This window comes from Pseudomonas sp. HN2, assembly GCF_020736465.1.
Taxonomy (GTDB): domain Bacteria; phylum Pseudomonadota; class Gammaproteobacteria; order Pseudomonadales; family Pseudomonadaceae; genus Aquipseudomonas; species Aquipseudomonas moraviensis_A.
Genome location: NZ_CP085885.1, coordinates 2,991,784 through 3,009,908 on the forward strand (window position 1 = coordinate 2,991,784; position 18,125 = coordinate 3,009,908).

At 61.8% G+C, this 18,125-nt stretch carries 13 protein-coding genes; 1 reads left to right on the forward strand and 12 read right to left on the reverse strand.

Features of this window, described 5'->3' with window-relative positions:
* The first annotated feature begins 1 nt into the window (after window position 1).
* Window positions 2–2,233, forward strand: a complete 2,232-nt coding sequence (gene glgB / locus LIS66_RS13070) for a 1,4-alpha-glucan branching protein GlgB (protein ID WP_042609861.1) — start codon at window positions 2–4, stop codon at window positions 2,231–2,233.
* Between the two features lie 116 nt (window positions 2,234–2,349).
* Here glgB and LIS66_RS13075 read toward each other — a convergent pair whose 3' ends face one another.
* The 12 genes from LIS66_RS13075 to treZ form a co-directional block, all read right to left on the reverse strand.
* Complete coding sequence (locus LIS66_RS13075; RefSeq protein ID WP_042609862.1) at window positions 2,350–3,402, reverse strand: autotransporter outer membrane beta-barrel domain-containing protein; 1,053 nt, start codon at window positions 3,400–3,402, stop codon at window positions 2,350–2,352.
* Between the two features lie 379 nt (window positions 3,403–3,781).
* Window positions 3,782–4,564, reverse strand: a complete 783-nt coding sequence (locus tag LIS66_RS13080) for an endonuclease/exonuclease/phosphatase family protein (RefSeq protein ID WP_042609863.1) — start codon at window positions 4,562–4,564, stop codon at window positions 3,782–3,784.
* A 189-nt stretch (window positions 4,565–4,753) separates the two neighbouring features.
* Window positions 4,754–5,512 carry a PIG-L deacetylase family protein gene (locus LIS66_RS13085; RefSeq protein ID WP_042609864.1) on the reverse strand — a complete coding sequence of 253 codons (759 nt, stop codon included), beginning with the start codon at window positions 5,510–5,512 and terminating at the stop codon, window positions 4,754–4,756.
* Between the two features lie 178 nt (window positions 5,513–5,690).
* Window positions 5,691–6,350, reverse strand: a complete 660-nt coding sequence (locus LIS66_RS13090) for a glycosyltransferase (protein WP_227974465.1) — start codon at window positions 6,348–6,350, stop codon at window positions 5,691–5,693.
* Window positions 6,347–6,946, reverse strand: coding sequence for an SAM-dependent methyltransferase (locus LIS66_RS13095; protein WP_227974466.1), 600 nt, complete (start codon window positions 6,944–6,946; stop codon window positions 6,347–6,349). The genes LIS66_RS13090 and LIS66_RS13095 overlap by 4 nt, the downstream gene beginning before the upstream one ends.
* The gene (locus LIS66_RS13100) at window positions 6,943–7,701 is read right to left on the reverse strand and encodes a PIG-L deacetylase family protein (protein WP_042609867.1); all 759 of its coding nucleotides are present in this window, start codon (window positions 7,699–7,701) and stop codon (window positions 6,943–6,945) included. Before LIS66_RS13100 ends, LIS66_RS13095 begins: the two co-directional genes overlap by 4 nt.
* Entirely contained in the window at window positions 7,698–8,696 is a 999-nt protein-coding gene (locus LIS66_RS13105; protein ID WP_042609868.1) for an acyl-CoA dehydrogenase family protein, read from the reverse strand. The genes LIS66_RS13100 and LIS66_RS13105 overlap by 4 nt, the downstream gene beginning before the upstream one ends.
* 1 nt (window position 8,697) lies before the next feature.
* A complete protein-coding gene (gene glgX / locus LIS66_RS13110; RefSeq protein ID WP_042609869.1) occupies window positions 8,698–10,857 on the reverse strand; it encodes a glycogen debranching protein GlgX in 2,160 nt (719 codons plus the stop codon).
* A 242-nt stretch (window positions 10,858–11,099) separates the two neighbouring features.
* On the reverse strand, window positions 11,100–11,447 hold the full coding sequence (locus tag LIS66_RS13115; RefSeq protein ID WP_227974467.1) for a DUF2934 domain-containing protein: 348 nt from the start codon (window positions 11,445–11,447) through the stop codon (window positions 11,100–11,102).
* A 21-nt stretch (window positions 11,448–11,468) separates the two neighbouring features.
* Window positions 11,469–14,243 (reverse strand): malto-oligosyltrehalose synthase, encoded by a 2,775-nt coding sequence (locus tag LIS66_RS13120; RefSeq protein ID WP_227974468.1) that lies wholly within the window; start codon window positions 14,241–14,243, stop codon window positions 11,469–11,471.
* Window positions 14,240–16,318, reverse strand: coding sequence for a 4-alpha-glucanotransferase (gene malQ / locus LIS66_RS13125; protein ID WP_042609872.1), 2,079 nt, complete (start codon window positions 16,316–16,318; stop codon window positions 14,240–14,242). Before malQ ends, LIS66_RS13120 begins: the two co-directional genes overlap by 4 nt.
* On the reverse strand, window positions 16,315–18,117 hold the full coding sequence (gene treZ, locus LIS66_RS13130) for a malto-oligosyltrehalose trehalohydrolase (protein WP_227974469.1): 1,803 nt from the start codon (window positions 18,115–18,117) through the stop codon (window positions 16,315–16,317). The genes malQ and treZ overlap by 4 nt, the downstream gene beginning before the upstream one ends.
* Between the last annotated feature and the right edge of the window lie 8 nt (window positions 18,118–18,125).

The window sequence follows — 18,125 nt, forward strand, 5'->3', positions numbered from 1 at the left end:
CATGAGTTTCTCGAACAAGGAACAGGGTGTGGTAAAGGAAGCATTGTTACCCTCGGCACGCGACATCGATGCCTTGGTACGCGCTGAACATCAGGACCCGTTTTCGATCCTCGGCCCGCACGGCGATGGCGCCGGCGGGCAGTTCATCCGGGCTTATCTGCCGGGCGCGCTGAGTGTCGCGGTGCTGGACAAGGACAGCGGTGAGGAAATCGGTCCTCTGCAGATGACCGAAACGCCGGGGCTGTTTGTCGGCCATTTCGATCAGGCGCGCCGGTACCTGTTGCGCACGCGCTGGGCCGGTGGCGAGCAGGTGGCCGAAGATCCGTACAGCTTTGGCCAGTTGCTCGGCGAGATGGATTTGTATCTGTTCGCCGAAGGCAATCACCGCGACCTCAGCGCGTGCCTCGGTGCGCAGCTGAAAACCGTTGATGGCGTTGACGGTGTGCGTTTTGCCGTGTGGGCGCCGAATGCCCGCCGGGTGTCGGTGGTCGGTGATTTCAACGTCTGGGACGGGCGCCGTCACCCGATGCGCCTGCGCCATCCTTCCGGCGTCTGGGAGTTGTTCATCCCGCGCCTGCAAGCGGGGGAGTTGTACAAGTACGAAATACTCGGTGCCCACGGCATTCTGCCGCTCAAGGCCGACCCGATGGCGCTGGCTACCAGCCTGCCGCCGGACACCGCGTCGAAAGTTGCCGCGCCGCTGCAGATCGACTGGCAGGATCACGACTGGATGAATGCCCGCCAGGATCGCCAGCAGCGCTCCAAGCCTCTATCGATCTACGAGTTGCACGCCGGTTCCTGGCAGTGCGAACTGGATGATCTGGGTGAAGTGGCGCGTCAGTACACCTGGCCGGAGCTGGCTGAGCGGCTGATTCCTTACGTCAAAGAGCTGGGCTTCACTCACATCGAATTGATGCCGATCATGGAGCACCCGTTCGGCGGTTCCTGGGGTTATCAGTTGCTCTCGCAATTTGCCCCGAGCGCGCGCTACGGCACGCCGGATCAGTTCGCCGCTTTCGTCAATGCCTGTCACCAAGCCGACATCGGTGTGATTCTCGACTGGGTGCCGGCGCATTTCCCGACTGATACCCACGGTCTGGCACAGTTCGACGGCACCGCGCTGTACGAATATGGCAACCCGCTGGAAGGCTTCCACCAGGATTGGGACACGCTGATCTACAACCTCGGTCGCACCGAAGTGCACGGCTACATGCTCGCCTCGGCGCTGCACTGGCTGAAGCACTTCCATATCGATGGCCTGCGTGTCGATGCGGTGGCGTCGATGCTGTATCGCGACTATTCGCGCAAGGCTGGCGAATGGGTACCGAACCGTCACGGTGGGCGCGAGAACCTCGAAGCCATCGACTTCCTGCGTCATTTGAATGATGTGGTCGAGCTGGAAGCGCCCGGTGCGCTGGTGATTGCCGAAGAGTCCACCGCATGGCCCGGGGTCAGCCAAAGCACCCAGCAGGGCGGCCTCGGCTTTTCCTACAAATGGAACATGGGCTGGATGCACGATTCCCTGCACTACATTCAGCAGGATCCTGTGTATCGCGCCCATCACCACAACGAGTTGAGCTTTGGTCTGGTCTACGCCTGGTCCGAGCGCTTTATCCTGCCCATTTCCCACGACGAAGTGGTGCACGGCAAGCACTCGCTGATCGACAAGATGCCCGGTGATCGCTGGCAGAAATTTGCCAACCTGCGCGCCTATCTGAGCTTCATGTGGACTCACCCGGGCAAGAAGTTGTTGTTCATGGGCTGTGAGTTTGGCCAATGGCGCGAGTGGAACCACGATCAGCAGCTGGACTGGTACCTGCTGCAGTACTCCGAGCACAAAGGTGTGCAGAAACTTGTCGGCGATCTCAATCGGCTGTATCGCGAAGAGCCGGCGTTGCACGATCAGGACGACGCGCCGCAGGGCTTCCAGTGGTTGATTGGTGATGATGCGATCAACAGCGTCTACGCCTGGCTGCGCTGGAGCAAGGACGGCTCGCCAGTTCTGGTGGTTGCCAACTTCACACCGGTACCGCGCCAGTCGTATCGGGTCGGGGTACCGTTTGCCGGGCGCTGGACCGAGTTGTTCAACAGTGACGCTGATATTTATGCCGGTTCCAACTATGGCAATGGCGGCGGAGCGTTGACCGAAGAAGTGCCTAGCCATGGTCAATCGCTGTCGCTGGAACTGAATCTGCCACCGTTGGCGGTGTTGATCCTCAAGCCTCAGGGCTAGCACCTGTGGGAGCGAGCCTGCTCGCGAAGGCGCCATGTCAGTCAACGATGATGTTGAAGGTGGCAACGCTTCCGCGAGCAGGCTCGCTCCCACAACGTTTTTCAGCGTTCAGCAGATCACCAGCGCATCCGCACCCCAAGGCTGCCGATGATGCCGTTCAGGTCATTGTCATCCACATCGCTGCTGTAATCGGCGCTCATGTACAGGCTTACTGCCGGTGTGACCCGCGCCACCAGCCCCAAGCCCAATTCCACTGTTGATGATTTGCGGCTGCTGCTGATCTTGTCGACCTGATCCAGCGTCACCGTGCTGCCGGTGTACACCGTGTGCCAAAGGTTGGTGCGCACATACGGCTCCACCGGTAAGCCATTCAAGTCATAACTGCCTTTCAACCGCGCACCGACGCGGCCACTCCACGCGGTCAGGTCGGTCGAAGAGGCATTGCCCGCGCCTGCATACGGAGCATCGAGGCTGATGCGTTGGTTGATCAATTGCGCCTGCGGTTCTACCACCCAGTTCTCACTCAAACCAATCGGATAGCCACCCTCGACCGAAAACGTCATCGCACTGCCTTCGGCGGCCTGGCGATTTCCTTGCGCGGTACGACTGAAACCGCTGACCCGACCGCCGCTGGCCGACAGGTCGACGTGCCAACCCTGCGCGCCCACAAGACTGTAATAGGCGCCCAGGCTCTGACCTTGCAGGCTCAGGCTGTCAGTGCTGCGGTCCGCGAGGGCGCGGCGGTTCAATGCACCACCGGCACTCAGTTGAATCTGATCGTCACCGCCGATCAGACCCAAGGTCTGGGTCGCGCCATTGGCGCTTTTCAAGGTGATCACCGCCGGACCTTTGAACTCGCCGCCGGGCATCGCGTAGCCAGAGGCCAGCGCATCGGTCTGCGCGCGGCGAGCGCTTCTGCCGTACAGCTCATCCCACGCGGAGGGCGCGAGATCTTCGGTGATCAGGCGTGAACTCTGCTGACGCAACGGCAGTGGTCCGGGCGTTATCACGGTTACCGGCAACGTCATCACAGGCATATCGGCGCGATACCACGTGGTTTCATCCGCCGCAGATCCCGCATGCGCCTCCATGGATGAGCACAGCAACAGCGAACCTGACACTGTGCAAAAGGTGATTTTCAATTCGTGTGGGGTCAGTGAAGTTTTCATGGGGGTCTACCTTGCAAGCGCATGCGTCATCTCGAGTTTGGCGTCTCTCCTACCCCGAACGAGGGGCGACCGAATAGAGCGGAGCGAACCGCGGCTGCTCGATTTCGCGAGTGCCGGAAGGTCAGCCCCAGTAGTGATTCCGGGGGTAGTAAGGTAGAGATAAGAAGAGTGACGCCTGCGCGTCAAGAAAATGCACGATGAATGGCGTGCATAAATCAGCCTTCGCAAGCGTTTGTTTTTCTGCACATAACTAAGTGATTGTTTGCATGGAAAAACGCTTGCGAAGTGGTCGGCTGACGGTTTTCTGCCGCCGACGAAAGGTCATCCCGACCGGGGATAGCCGGAAGGAACTGTCAGTTTCCTGCTGTCAAAAATGCACCTAAAGATGCACTTCAACCGCCAGAGGAAGGTGATCCGAGAGATGCGTCCATGGTTTGTTGCCGAGAATCCTTGGATCATGGCTGATGGCATTGCGCAGATAAATCCGGTCCAGGCGCAGCAGTGGAAAACGTGCAGGATAGGTTTTCGCCGGACGCCCATGATGACGCTCGAAGGCTTCGTGCAAATAGTCGCGACGGGCGAGGGCAGCGTTGCCCTGCAACTGCCAGTCATTGAAATCGCCGGCAATGATCACCGGCGCGTCGTCCGGCAGTGATTCGAGCAACTGGCAAAGCAGCTGCAACTGCAACTGCCGATGGCTTTCCAGCAAGCTCAAATGCACACAGATCGCATGCACCTCGGCATGCCCGGGCACATCGAGGATGCAGTGCAACAACCCGCGACGTTCCGGGCCGGTAATCGAGACATCGAGATTGCGGTATTCGCGGATCGGGTATTTCGACAGCAGCGCGTTGCCGTGATGACCGTCGGGGTAAACGGCGTTGCGCCCGTAGGCAAAATCGCTCCACATGCTGTCGGCGAGGAATTCGTATTGCGAGGTCTGCGGCCAGTCGTTGTAGCGACTCGAATGACGTTCGTGTTCACCCACCACTTCCTGCAGAAACACCAGGTCCGCCGAGGTGCTGCGCATCGCTTCGCGCAGCTCCGGGAGGACGAACCGCCTATTCAATGCGGTGAAGCCTTTGTGGGTGTTGACCGTGAGTACCCGCAGGCGATGAATGACTGGCGCGTCGACCGCTTGACGCTTGGGATCGCTGGACACGTTCACTCCTCTGAATTGGGCCATGCCTGTTCATGCGACTGGTTTGAGGGGGTGGCAGTTCCGTTTTCTGAGCGACGCCAGGCTATGTAGGAGTGAGCCTGCTCGCGATGGCGCAGTGTCAGTCAACCCTGCATCAACTGACATATTGCTATCGCGAGCAGGCTCACTCCTACAGGGGGGATGTGGTGTCTAGACAAAGACGATTTCATACGGCAAGCGCATCCGCTCCAGCAGCACCGGCGGCAGCAGCGGGGCGATGCCGATGGCCGGTTCGCCCTTGAGCTGGCTGGCATAGGCGTGAGTGGCATGGCTCTTGCGCGCCACGGTCCAGGTGTCGAGGCGCAGCTTGCGCGCACGCTCCCACGGGATCATGCGCTGCTCGCGCTCCGGCCAGTGCCAGGCCCACACCGGCACGTCGTGATAGGTCGCCCCGGCTTTAAGTGCCGCGTCGAAACTGGCCCGGCCAACCACCTCATGATCCGCCGGACCATCCTCGCGCCAGGTGCTGAACACCACGTCGCCCGGCCGCAGGTAGCGGCCGATGAATTCAGTCAGTTGGCTTTGCTGATCACTCAGCGCGTTGTCGGTAAATCCGCCACGCACCCACTTCAGGCTGTGCATCGGCAAACCGAGGCGGCGCAGGGCTTCGACGCTTTCCTGCGGGCGGAAGACGCTCAGGCGTTGTTCCGACCATTGCCGCGAGCCGGGGTGGCTGGCGCTGCCGTCGGTGATGGAGAGCAATTGCAGCGGGTGGCCAAGACTGGAGAGTAACTGCAGCAAACCGCCGCAGGTGACGACTTCATCACCCGGATGCGGGGCGATGACCACGGCGCGGGCACCGGCGGGTACCAGACTGTGGGTATTGATGACGGGAATATTGTCGAGTTGCGGCGCGCTGTTCCAGATCTGTGCTGGCAGCCCGTGTTCGTTGAGCAATGACGGTTTCATGAGTGCGACGTCCTTGTAGTGTCTCGCCCTCAGTCGTGAGCAGCCAATGCTGGTCGCGGCCCGTGAAGGCAAAAGAATAGCAACGGTGCAGTGCTCCAACCCTTGGATTACTGCGAGGCAGAGTATTGCTCAAGACAGCGGATTCGTCGCGTCACAGATCAATCTGAACCGTATTTTTTTATTCCAGCTGTGCCAGATTGCGCAGAAAGTCACCGAATCCGCCCTTGGCCCGACTGTCGAGACGGGCGCTGGTGTGCACCTGTGGGCGGTGACTCCAGGCGATATTGGCACCGCTGCGCTCCAGCGCACGCACCAGTTGCACGTCCTCATCACAGGTCAGCGGTTTGAAACCGCCGGCCAGGCGATAAGCCTCGGCACTGACGCCGAGGTTGGCGCCGTGAATATGCCGATGGCCATCGCGGGCCTGGTAGTGACGGTGATAGCGAATCTGCGCCGCTTCATCGATGGATTCGTGCCAGTGCTCGACAGTCACTGTGCCGCACACGGCGTCTGCTTCCAGGCCCAGTTGCGCCGCCAGCCAGTCATCGGCGACGCGGCTGTCGGCATCGGTGCAGGCGATCCAGCGTGCACCGCGCTCCAGCAACAGGCGGGCACCGGCGGCGCGGGCTTCGCCAACGTTGCGTGCTTCGATCTGCAGGCTCAGCACCGGATAGGCGCTGACGATCCGTGCCGAGTTGTCGCTGCAACTGTCGAGCACCACGAGAATTTCCACTGGCTCGCCGGCCAATTGCGCATGCTCACTGGCACGCAGGGCGGCGCGCAGACATTCATCGAGCAGCGCCTCTTCGTTGTGCGCGGGAATCACAATACCGATCAACGCAAGCCCTCCAGCGCCGCCACCGAGCGTGGCTCGCGGCTCCACAGTTCGAGAATGAAATCCGCTTCCTGATGCAGTACCAGACGCGGCAATGCCAATTGATCGTGGATCTGATCGTGTACCTGACGCGCATTCAGCGGGCAGCCATCAATCGGCGGGCGCCAGTGGCAGGCCAGCAATTGGCCGTCGGCCGTCAGCGATTCACTGATGCGGCGGGTCACTTCTGTCAGATCGTTCTCATCGAGGTAGTAGCCGATTTCGCTAAATACAATCAGGTCGAATTTTTCCTCCGGCCAGTCCCCCGGAAGACGGCCCTGGCGGACTTCGGCATGCTCGAAGACACTCAAGCGAGTACGCGCGAGCTTCACTGCCGCGCTTGCGGTGTCGCAGCACAGCAGGCGGTCGCAACGCGGTGCCAGTTCCGCACTCAGTTCGCCATTGGCGCAACCTGGTTCGAACACCGCCCGGTAGCGCGGACGGGGCAGGGCGGCGAGGGTGATCGCGCGTTTGCGCTGCTCGTACCAGCGCTGGCGGAATGCCCAAGGGTCGTCATTGCCGGCGAACAGTCCATCGAAATAGCGGTCATCGACGCTCACAGGAACACCACTTCAAAAGGTTGCAACAAACGATCGAGCACATAAGGCGCGAGCACTGGCCCGAGTCCGACGTCGCGATCACCTTCCAACTGGCTGGCGAATGCATGCGCTGCGTGGCGTTTACGGGCGATGTGCGTCGGTGACAGCAGAATCTTGCGCGCCCGATCCCAAGGCACCGATGCGTCCTCCGGGGTCGCCCAGTGCCACGTCCAGACCGGCAGTTCATGACAGGCAGCCCCGACGCGGCGCGCCGCTTCGACACTGGCGCGACCGACGGCCTCGTGATCGCTATGGCCATCCTCGCGCCAGGTGGTGAAGACCACGTCACTGGCATGCAGATAACTGGCGATGAAGTCGCTCAACCCGGTTTCCTGAGCCGCCACTTGGGTGTCGGTAAAACCGCCGCGCAGCCATTTCAGACTGTGCATCGGCAAACCGAGGCGACGCAGGGCTTCGGCCGATTCCTGCGGACGCACCACGCTCAAACGCTCGACCGGCCAGCGTTGCGAGCCGGGGTGACTGGCGCTGCCATCGGTGACTGAGATCAACTGCAAAGGACGTCCGGCTGCCGCCAGCAACTGCATGATGCCGCCGCAACCGAGGACTTCGTCATCCGGATGCGGTGCGACGATCACCGCCCGCGATCCCAGCGGTACGAGGTCAAGGATGTCGATGGCGGGCAACTCGGCCAGGCGCCGCGAACCCTGCCATTGCTGCAGCGAAGTGCCCTGGCCGACGATCGGGTTGTCCTTCATAACGCCCAGACCTCGCGGGATTGACCGGCAATCTGCTGGCCCAGCGCAGCAAGGTCGCGTTCGGCGTGACTCTGGCGCAGGAACACCGGCAAGTCCGCACTCAATCGCGCAAAATGCCGATCCTGACAAAACGGCCCGGCACCCAGCGCCCGGCCGACTTCGCGCATCACCTGTTCGGCAGACTGTTCGACCACGGCGCGGGCGCGACGAGCGAGCAATTCAGCGTCGGCCTCGGGTTGCGCATCGATTTGCAGCGCGCTGAAGCGCAACACATCGGCAGCCGCTTGCAGTGCTGTGTCAGTGGCGCCGAGGTGGGCGAGGGCATGGGGTTCATCGCGTTGCGCGCAATGCTGGCGCAGCGCTTCGGCAATCCGTCGCGATGCGCCATACCAGCACGCGGCGATGCCGATGCCGCCTTGCCAGAAACCCGGCCGTTGCAGGTAATCACCGGGATTGCCGATGGCCTGCGCTTCGGCGTTGTCGAACAGCACTTCGACGCTGCCGGTGGCTGCCATGCCCACGGCTTGCCAGCCTTGATCGGTGATGGTCACGCCCGGTTGATCGAGCGCGACTGCAACCAGTTGCTGTTGATCATCAGCGTCCCACGCAGTGAGCAAGGCGTGACTAAGCACCGCCGCACCAGAACACCAGGCCTTGCGCCCGTTCAGCGTGACCATATGCCCGGCCGGCGTGACTCTCACCCGCGCTTGCGGCGGTTCGGCAGCCCACATTCCCCACGTGCTGCCGGGCGTTGGCGTACCGCCCAATTGCTCGATGATCGCCAGCGCGTCGGTATGACCCTCGTAAAGTTTGCACAGCCCCAGATCGTGTCCGCCCACTTCCGACAGACGCTGAAAACGCTCCAGCGTGTGACCGCTGCCGGGTAACGGCAAGCGGTCGAGGCCGGCCTCGACCATCGCCCTCAGGCAACGGCCGAGGGCGTTGGTGTCGGCGTAATCTGGCGGACGGCGGGCCAGATAATGTTGAAAGTCCATATCAATCTTCTTCGTCACGTTGCAGTTCGAACAACAGCAACGAACGCCCGGTTACCGAATATTCATGGCCGAAGTCGAAACGTTCCTGGCCGCGAATCGACGGTTGATTGGTGTCGATCATGCAGGTCCAGAAGCCGCCGTCCGGTACTTCCGGCAGTGTGAAGTTGACGATGTCGTGATGCGCGTTGACCACCAGCAACAGGGTCGCATCAGCGCCCTTGCGACGAATCCCGGTTTCCTGCGCGCGGCCATCGAGGAGCATGCCGAGGCAGCGATTGTGCGCGTCGTGCCAGTGCTCGGTGGTCATCTCGGTGGCGTCCGGTGCCAGCCAGGTGACGTCCTTGACGCCGATGTCTTCGTTGTATTCGCCGACCAGGAAGCGGCCGCGACGCAGGATCGGATAAGTCAGGCGCAGCTTGATCAGGCGCTTGACGAACTTGAGCAGGGCCTTGCCGTCCTCGCTCAGATCCCAGTTGACCCAGCCGATCTCGCTGTCCTGGCAATAGGCGTTGTTGTTGCCGTCCTGGGTACGCGCGAACTCGTCACCGGCAACGATCATCGGCGTGCCCTGAGCGAGCAGCAGGGTGGCGAAGAAGTTGCGCATCTGCCGGTGGCGCAGCGCATTGATTTCCGGGTCGTCGGTCGGGCCTTCGACGCCGTGGTTCCACGACAGGTTGTTGTTGCTGCCGTCCTGATTGTTCTCGTCGTTGGCTTCGTTGTGCTTGTCGTTGTACGAGACCAGATCGTTGAGGGTGAAACCGTCGTGGGCAGTGATGAAGTTCACCGACGAATACGGCCGGCGCCCGCGCTGGTTGAACATCTCGCCCGAGGCCGTCATACGGCTGGCGAAATCAGCGAGCTGAGCGTCGTCACCCTTCCAGAAGGCGCGCACGGTGTCACGGAACTTGTCGTTCCATTCGACCCAGCCCGGCGGGAAGTTGCCCACCTGATAGCCGCCGGGGCCGCAGTCCCACGGCTCGGCGATCATCTTCACCTGACGCAACACCGGGTCCTGACGGCAGGCGACGAGGAAGCTGTGGCGTTCGTCGAAGCCATCGTGGTAACGGCCGAGAATGGTCGCCAAGTCGAAGCGGAAACCGTCGACGTGCATCTCACTGGCCCAATAGCGCAGGGAGTCGGTGACCATTTGCAGTACGCACGGGTGACTCAAGTCCAGGGTGTTACCGGTGCCGGAGTCGTTGATGTAGTAGCGCTTGTCATCCGGCATCAAGCGGTAGTACGAGGCGTTGTCGATACCGCGCATCGACAGGGTCGGGCCTTGCTCGTTGCCTTCGGCCGTGTGGTTGTAGACCACGTCGAGAATGACCTCGAGGTTGGCATCGTGCAGATGCGCGACCATCTCCTTGAATTCGGCGATCTTGCCACTGGCCAGATAGCGTGGGTCCGGAGCGAAGAACGCGATGCTGTTGTAGCCCCAATAGTTCGTCATGCCTTTTTGCAGCAGGTGCTGATCGTTGACGAAGGCATGGATCGGCAGCAGCTCGACGGAGGACACGCCAAGTTTGCGGATGTGCTCGAGCACGTCGTCGACCATCAGGCCGCCGAAAGTGCCGCGCAGGTTTTCCGGTACCGACGGGTGACGCATGCTGATGCCGCGCACGTGGGTTTCATAAATGATGGTCTTGTCCCACGGCACGCTGACCCGGTGGTCGTTGCCCCAGGTGTGCGCCGGGTCGATGACCTTGCACTTGGGCACGAATGGCGCGCTGTCGCGTTCGTCGAAACTGAGGTCGGCGTCGGGGTGGCCGATGGTGTAGCCGAACAGCGCTTCGGACCATTTCAGCTCACCCACCAACTGCTTGGCATACGGGTCGATCAGCAGCTTGTTGTGGTTGAAGCGATGGCCGTTGGCCGGGTCATACGGCCCGTAGACGCGGTAGCCATAGATCAGCCCAGGATGCGCGTCCGGCAGGTAGCCGTGATAGATCTCATCGGTGTATTCCGGCAGCTCGATGCGCTCGAGTTCGACTTCGCCGGCGTCGTCAAAAATGCACAGCTCGACCTTGGTGGCGTTGGCGGAAAACAGAGCAAAGTTCACCCCCAGACCATCCCAGGTCGCACCGAGCGGGAAGGGCAGGCCTTCACGGATTCTCGACGGCTCGGCGTGCGCAACGGGTTCGGCTTTCTTTGGACGGGTCATGATTGCTCCTGCAAAAAAACGGGAATTCTGGTGGGCTACGTTCCCCTGTAGGGGTGAGCCTGCTCGCGATTGCTATTTCGGATTCAACATGGATGTCGACAGACATACCGCAATCGCGAGCAGGCTCACTCCTACAGGGTTATGTGTTGTGTTTCCCCAAAGGGGCTTTTTTCGGGGCGCAAAGACCCCTTATGGCGAGCAAGCTCGCCACACAGTTGTTCAGTTCAATAATCGGGTCTAGGTCAGTTCGCCGGAGGCTTCTTCGCAACTCGCGGCTTTTTCTCCGCAGCCTTTTCGCCCGGCGGGACTACCTTGGGCGTCGCCGCAGGCTTGGCTTTCGCCGCTGGTTTGGCTTTGGCGGTAGCCGGCGTTTTGCCGTCGAGCGCTTTGGCCTCGGTGTTCTTCGCCGCTGGGGTCTTGCCGGCAACCTTGCTGCCAGCCGCTTTCGGTGGCTTCTTCGGTGCAAGCGCCTCGGCCTCGGCCAGTTTGCGCGCCATCTCCCAATGACGTTCTTCCTGGCCTTCAGGCTTACCTTCCGACTCCCAGATCTGATAGGCGAATTCGCGAATGCGTTTATCGTCGGTGCTCATCGCAATGCTCCTGAACTGAACTCATGCTTGTGTTAAGTGTTGGATAAAGAGATTGACCGGGACATCCCCCAGCGCTTCGCTGACATTCAGCTCCCTGTTTTGTGTGACTACGCTGCTGGCAAAAAGTCCCTTCAGGTTTGCATCCGGAGCGGCAGACGGTAAAACCACCCGCGTATCGCCCCAGCGCAGCGCATCGACCTGCGGGATGGCACTGTTTTCCAGCAACGTCGCGCAGCGCACCGGCACCACTACAATGGCCCGCACGCCCTCGTGCTCACGCGCGAACGCCAGCACGTTGTGCGCCTGACTGCCCAGCACTTGCAGTGGCTGGTAGTCGCCACGGCGGAACAGCTCGCTGTGGTCCCTGCGCAGGTTCAGTACTTCGCCGATCAGGGCTTGCTTGACGCGTCCGTCGCGCCACTCTTTCAGCAGTTGCGCATTCGGCACTGATGCCTGCAAAGACTGCTCACGGGCGGCGTAATCCACCGGCCGACGGTTGTCCGGATCGACCAGACTGAAATCCCAGTACTCGTTGCCCTGATACAGATCCGGTACCCCCGGTACGGTCATGCGCAGCAAGGTTTGCGCCAGCCCGTTGAGCGCGCCGGCAGCGGCGATGCTGTTGACCGTCTTGCTCAGCGCCGCGCGCAGCAACTCGCCTTCGTCGCCGGTCAGCAGTTTTTCCGTGAAGGCTTGCGCGGCGTTTTCATAGGCTTCGTTCGGCGCGCTCCAGCTGCTTTGCAACTTGGCTTCGCGCAGAGCCTTTTGTTGCCATTGCCAGATGCGCTTGGCGTACTCGGCAAAACCTGCCTTGTCATCGTCCTGCAGATCCAGCGGCCAGCTGCCGAGCAATGCCTGATAGAGAATCAGTTCGTCGCCCGCGGACGGCGCGTCATCTTCAATACGTACCGGACGGGCGAGGGCGCGCCACAGTTCGACCTGATCGGCGTACCAATGGCTGCGTTCGCTGAGCACGGCGAGCCGCGCGCGAGTGTCTTCGCCGCGCTTGTGGTCGTGAGTGGCGGTGGCCAGCAGGTTGTCGGGAAACTCCGCCATGCGCTGCTGATTCACTTCATGGAACTCGCTGACCGGCGCGCTGAATTGCTCGGTGTTGTAGCCGACGTCATTGCGCGACAGCAGCACCGCCGAGCGATACAGCGCGGTGTCTTCCACGGCCTTGGCCGCTGCCGGCGAGGTCAACTGCTGGAAGCGCACGCAGGCATGCTTGAGGATCTTGCGCGACCGTCCGCGCGGCTTACGCCGCCACGGCGTGCCGCCAAGCCAACTGGCGACTGAATCGAGCACCGGCCAGTCGGCCTCGCTGAGGGTCTGCCGCGCACCCTCCATGGCGTGCTGGAAAATCGCTTCGTCCTGTTCCGAGCGGCCGAGGGCGCTGATGTAGGTGCGGTAAACCGGGAAGTGCACGATCAGTGCGTGTAGCACGCGGCGGATCGCGCCCAGGGTCAGATCGCGAGTCATCAAGTCATCACGGGCGACCTGATGCAGCGCCTGGGCGACACTTTCGAAATCGCTGGCCAGCGAACCGTTGAGGATCTGCTGACGGGCCAGTTGCGCTTCTTCGATGAACGCGGCGGGGCGCTCGGTGCGGCGCTGCCAGAGTTCGCCGAGTACATGTTCGCCGTCAGGGTCATGTTGCAGCAGCGACAGCTGATTCATGAACTCGTAACCGGTGGTGCCGTCAACGCTCCAGTCCCGGCGCAGGGTTTCGCCCTCGCCGAGGATCTTCTCGACATAGATGGGCAGATGACGTCCCGGTGCCAGATGATCAAGGCGCCGACGCAATTTGCGGCAATAGCCGCGCGGGTCGGCGAGGCCGTCGATGTGGTCGATGCGCAAGCCGTCGACCAGACCTTCTTCAACCAATTGGAAGATTTTGCCGTGGGTCGCTTCGAACACCGCCGGACGCTCGACGCGCAGGCCGCCAAGTTCATTGATGTCGAAGAAACGCCGCCAGTTGATGTCGTCTGCCGCCGTGCGCCAACTGGCGAGGCGATAGCTTTGCCGTTCAAGCAGTTCGTGAAGCTTCTGGAAGCCTTCTTCGCGGGTGGAATCGTACTGAGCGAGGTTGCTTTCGATGGTGGCCAGAACACGCGGATCGCTTGCCAGCTCGCGCAGCTCCTGCTTCAGCGGGATCGCCAGTGAGTGGGCATCGGTCTGGTAACTGAGCGTACTGAAGCGATCGGCCAGGGACTTGAGCGTGTCGTCGGATTTGAGCAACTCGCCATAATTGTTTGGGCAGATCGGGAAGTGATGGTCGTAATGCTCGACGTAGAAACTGCCGGCCTGCGGGTTGAATTTGAGCTTGAGCGTGCCGTCCTGTAACGCCACGCCGTAGTCGCTACCGAGGAACGGCAACAGCAACTGGCCCTCCATCAACGGATCCGGCGAGTGCCACTGGATGTCGAAGAATTCGCCGTACGGGCTCAGGCGTCCCCATTCCAGCAAGTCGAGCCACCACGGATTGTCGTTGCCACCCACGGCCATGTGGTTGGAAACGATGTCGAGGATCAGCCCCATGTTGTGCTCACGCAGGGTGCTGACCAACCGGCGCAATGCCGGCTCGCCGCCCAGCTCAGGGTTGACCTGGGTCGGGTCGACCACGTCGTAGCCGTGCATCGAACCGGCTCGCGCCGCCAGCAGCGGCGAAGCGTAGATATGGCTGATGCCGAGTCGGGCGAAGTACGGCACCAGTGGCACCGCTTGTTCGAGGGTAAATCCTTTGTGAAATTGCAGGCGCAAGGTGGCGCGCAGTGGCTGGATTTGCTGTTGATTCATTGGTCACGCTCAGTGGCTTGAAGGCGCGCGCAGGCCAGCAGTTCCAGGCGGCGGGCGGCATCGGGGCCGTCCAGCAACGCTTCGCTGGGACCGGGCAAGCGTCGCGACCAGTTCGGGTGTGAATCGGTAGTGCCGGGCAGATTCGCCTGTTCATCGATCCCCAGGGCATCTTCCAGCGGCAACAGCACCAGTGGCGCGCGGGTGTGGCCGAGAAAACGCACGCTGGCGTCGACCACTTGATCGGCTTCGTGGGACTCTTCGCGGAAATTCTGCGGGTCCTGGCGCAGCGCATCGCGCAGGCCTTCGCGTTCGCGCTCGCGATGCCGGCGCCAGTCGATTTCGCCGTTGGCATCGACCAGTCCGAGGCGCGCATTCCAGTCGATATCGCGACCATGCCACCAGCCGTTGAGCGTCGGCAGGTCATGGGTGCTGGTGGTGGCCAGCGCGTCATCCGGCCAGTCGAGGATCGGTTTGAAGCGAGTGTTGTCCTGTTCGAACAACAGCACGCGCATGCCGAGAATCGAACGTGCGGCGAGTTTTTCCCGCAGGCCTTCCGGCACGGTGCCGAGGTCTTCGCCGAGCACGATGGCCTGATGACGATGCGACTCGAGAGTCAGCAGGCGCAGCATGTCGTCGAACGGGTAATACAGATAGGCACCGTCGGCCGGATGCGCGCCGTTGGGGATCACCCACAGACGTTGCAGTCCCATGACATGGTCGATGCGCAAACCTCCGGCGTGGGCGAAGTTGGCGCGCAGCATGTCGATGAAGGCGCGGAAACCGTTACGGATCAGGCCTTCGGGCGAAAACGCGGAAATGCCCCAACCCTGGCCGCTGCGATTGAGGATGTCCGGCGGCGCCCCCACGGTCAGCGAGGCGAGCAGTTCGTCCTGAAAACTCCAGGCCTGACTGCCAGCGCCGTCAGCACCGACAGCGAGGTCGGCGATCAGGCCGATGCCCATGCCGGCACTGCGCGCGGCGGTTTGCGCGCGCTCCAGACAACGATGGATCAGCCATTGGCAGAACGCGAAATAGCCGATGCGCTCGGCGTACTCCTCGGCGAAAGCTGCCAACGCAGAGCCGCGCGGGTCGTGCCAGTGCTCCGGCCATTCGCGCCAGTCGAGACTTTCGCCACGGGCGGCGCGCATTTCCTGAATCGCTTCGAAGCGGCAATGGTTTTCCAGCGCTTCGCCGCCGGCGTGGCGAAAACTGGCGAAGTCGGCGTGCAGCGGATGCTCACCAGCGACGAAACCGTCATACAAGGCTTGCAGCAGTTTCTGCTTGGCTTCGGCGGCAGCGGGCCAGTCGATCAGCTTGAGATTTTCCAGCTGCTCGAACTGCGCGGCCAGGCCGCTGGCGTCGATCGCGTCACGCAAGGCGCGTTCGCCGAGAATGCTCCCCGGCGCGGCGTACAGTGAATTGAGAAACAAGCGGCTGGAGGGCGAGTAGGGGCTGTAGCGGCCAGTGTCGGCGCTGAACATCGCGTGCATCGGGCTGATCGCCAGGGCATCGGCACCACGTTCGCCGGCCACACGCACCAGTTCTTCCAGTGCCTGCGTGTCGCCGAAACCACCATCGCCGGGACGACGCAAGGCATACAACTGCGCGCTCAGACCCCAGGCGCGGGGGATAGGACTATCGACGGCATCGCCGACGCTGAAGCAACGCTCGGGCGCCACGGCCAGGGTGAAATACTGATCGCCGATGTGCACTTGCTGGTAACCGACCGGAATCAGACCGGGCAGCATCGCTTCGTTATCCAGCTTGAGGTTCATCTGCGAGCCATCTTCAAGATGAATCTCGCAGGGCGTCTCCGGTGAGAAATAGCGACTCAGATTCAAGGCAACGCCAACGTCGCAAGTCAACAGGGGCGGCAAATGACGGTCCTGCTGGACCTCTTGCAGTTCCAGCAGGCTGGCATCGATTTCTTGCGCGGTGCTGGCCGGGTGGCCGAGTCCGATCAGGACGTTGCGCAGCACAGCAGGAGCGACTTTCTGTTGACGCCCGTTGGCGTCGATCCAGTCGACGGCGAGGCCGGCTCGGCTGGCGAGTATTTCCAGTTGCGCATCGCTCATAGGCGCTCTCCGTTCAGGGGGTGCAAAGGGGGTGCGGCCGTGAGGCTGACGAGCGCGGTGTACGCCGGCAGTTGGTTCGGGTCCGACAGTTCGATGGCGGCTGGCTGTTGAAACAGCCACTCGGCATCGGTCTGTGCAGGGTTGACCACTGGCGTATCACTGAGGTTCAGGTCAATTCGCAGCTCACTGCCATCGCCCAGCCGCCAGCGTGCGCTGACCGCGCCGTAGCCGAGCATTTGCGCACCCAGCGCCTGGGTCCCGGAGAGATTTGGAATGATGTACTGGTGACGCAACTTCAGCAGTTGCCGGTAAAGCTCCTGGGTCTGCTGTTGTAACGGTGTGCCGCTGCCGACCAGTCGCGGCTGCGAGGCGTGGAAGGTGTTCTCGGCATTCGGATCGGGGATCTGCTCGCGCCTGTGCGGATCGGTAAACGCGCTGAACGCGGCGAATTCGTTGCGCCGGCCTTCACGCACCAGTTCCGCCAGTTCACCGTGGTGGCTGGTGAAAAACAGAAACGGTTGCTCGGCGGCGAATTCGTCGCCCATGAAGATCAGCGGAATCATTGGCGACAGCAGCAACAACACGGTGGCCGCTTGCACCGCACGCGGGTCGGCGAGCTGATGCAGACGCTCGCCAAAAGCGCGATTGCCGATCTGGTCATGGTTCTGCAAAAACAGCACGAACGCGGTGGAGGGCAGATGTTCGCTCGGCTCGCCGCGCGGTTCGCCATGACGGGTGATGTGGCCCTGGAATACGAAGCCCTGACTCAGGCAGCGAACCAGTTGTTCGGTAGGTTGCGCGGCATAGTCGGCGTAATAGGCATCGGTTTCACCGGTCAGTAGCACGTGCAAGGCGTTATGACCGTCATCGTTCCATTGCGCGTCGTAATCGGTTTCCAACAGGCTCGACTGGTTCAGTTCGTTCTCGACGGTCAGCCAGACGTGGCGGGTCGGGTCGATCTGCTGGCGAATACGCCGGGCCAGATCGCTGAGAAAGTCCGGGTCTTCAATCGCGTGCACCGCGTCCAGACGCAGGCCGTCGAAACGGTATTCGAGCAACCACATCAAGGCGTTTTCAATAAAGAACTCACGCACTTCCGGGCGGCGGAAGTCGATCGCTGCACCCCAGGGCGTGTGCTTGTCCTCGCGGAAAAAGCTCTTGGCGTAGCGATGCAGATAGTTGCCGTCAGGCCCGAAGTGGTTGTAGACGACGTCGAGAATCACCGCCAGGCCATGGCCGTGAGCGGTGTCGATCAGGTGTTTGAGTTGTTCGGGCGTGCCATAGGAGGCTTGAGGCGCATAGGGCAGCACCCCGTCATAGCCCCAGTTGCGATCACCGGGGAATTGCGCCAGCGGCATCAGTTCAATCGCGGTAATACCCAGTGCCACCAGCCGCGCGAGGTGCTGTTCGACTTCGGCAAAACCACCGAGCGCACCGACGTGCAACTCATAGATCACCGCTTCGCTCCACGGCCGACCATTCCAGGTCGTGTGCCGCCATTGATAGGCATGCGGGTCGACCACCACACTGTGGCGGTCAAGGTCACCATCCTGCGCTCTGGAGGCCGGGTCCGGCACCTCCAGCTCGCCATCGATGCAGTACCGGTAGCGGCTGCCCGCCGGGCAGCTGGCCTTGATCACAAACCAACCGTCGCCCTGTGGCAGCATCGGCAACGATTTTCCATCTTCCAGTTCCACACTGACGTAGAACGCGTCAGGCGCCCACAACGCGAATTGCGTGTGCTCGGCATCCAGCATGATCGCGCCGTGGGGCCAGGTTTCTTGGGTCCTTGACGGCATTTTTTGCA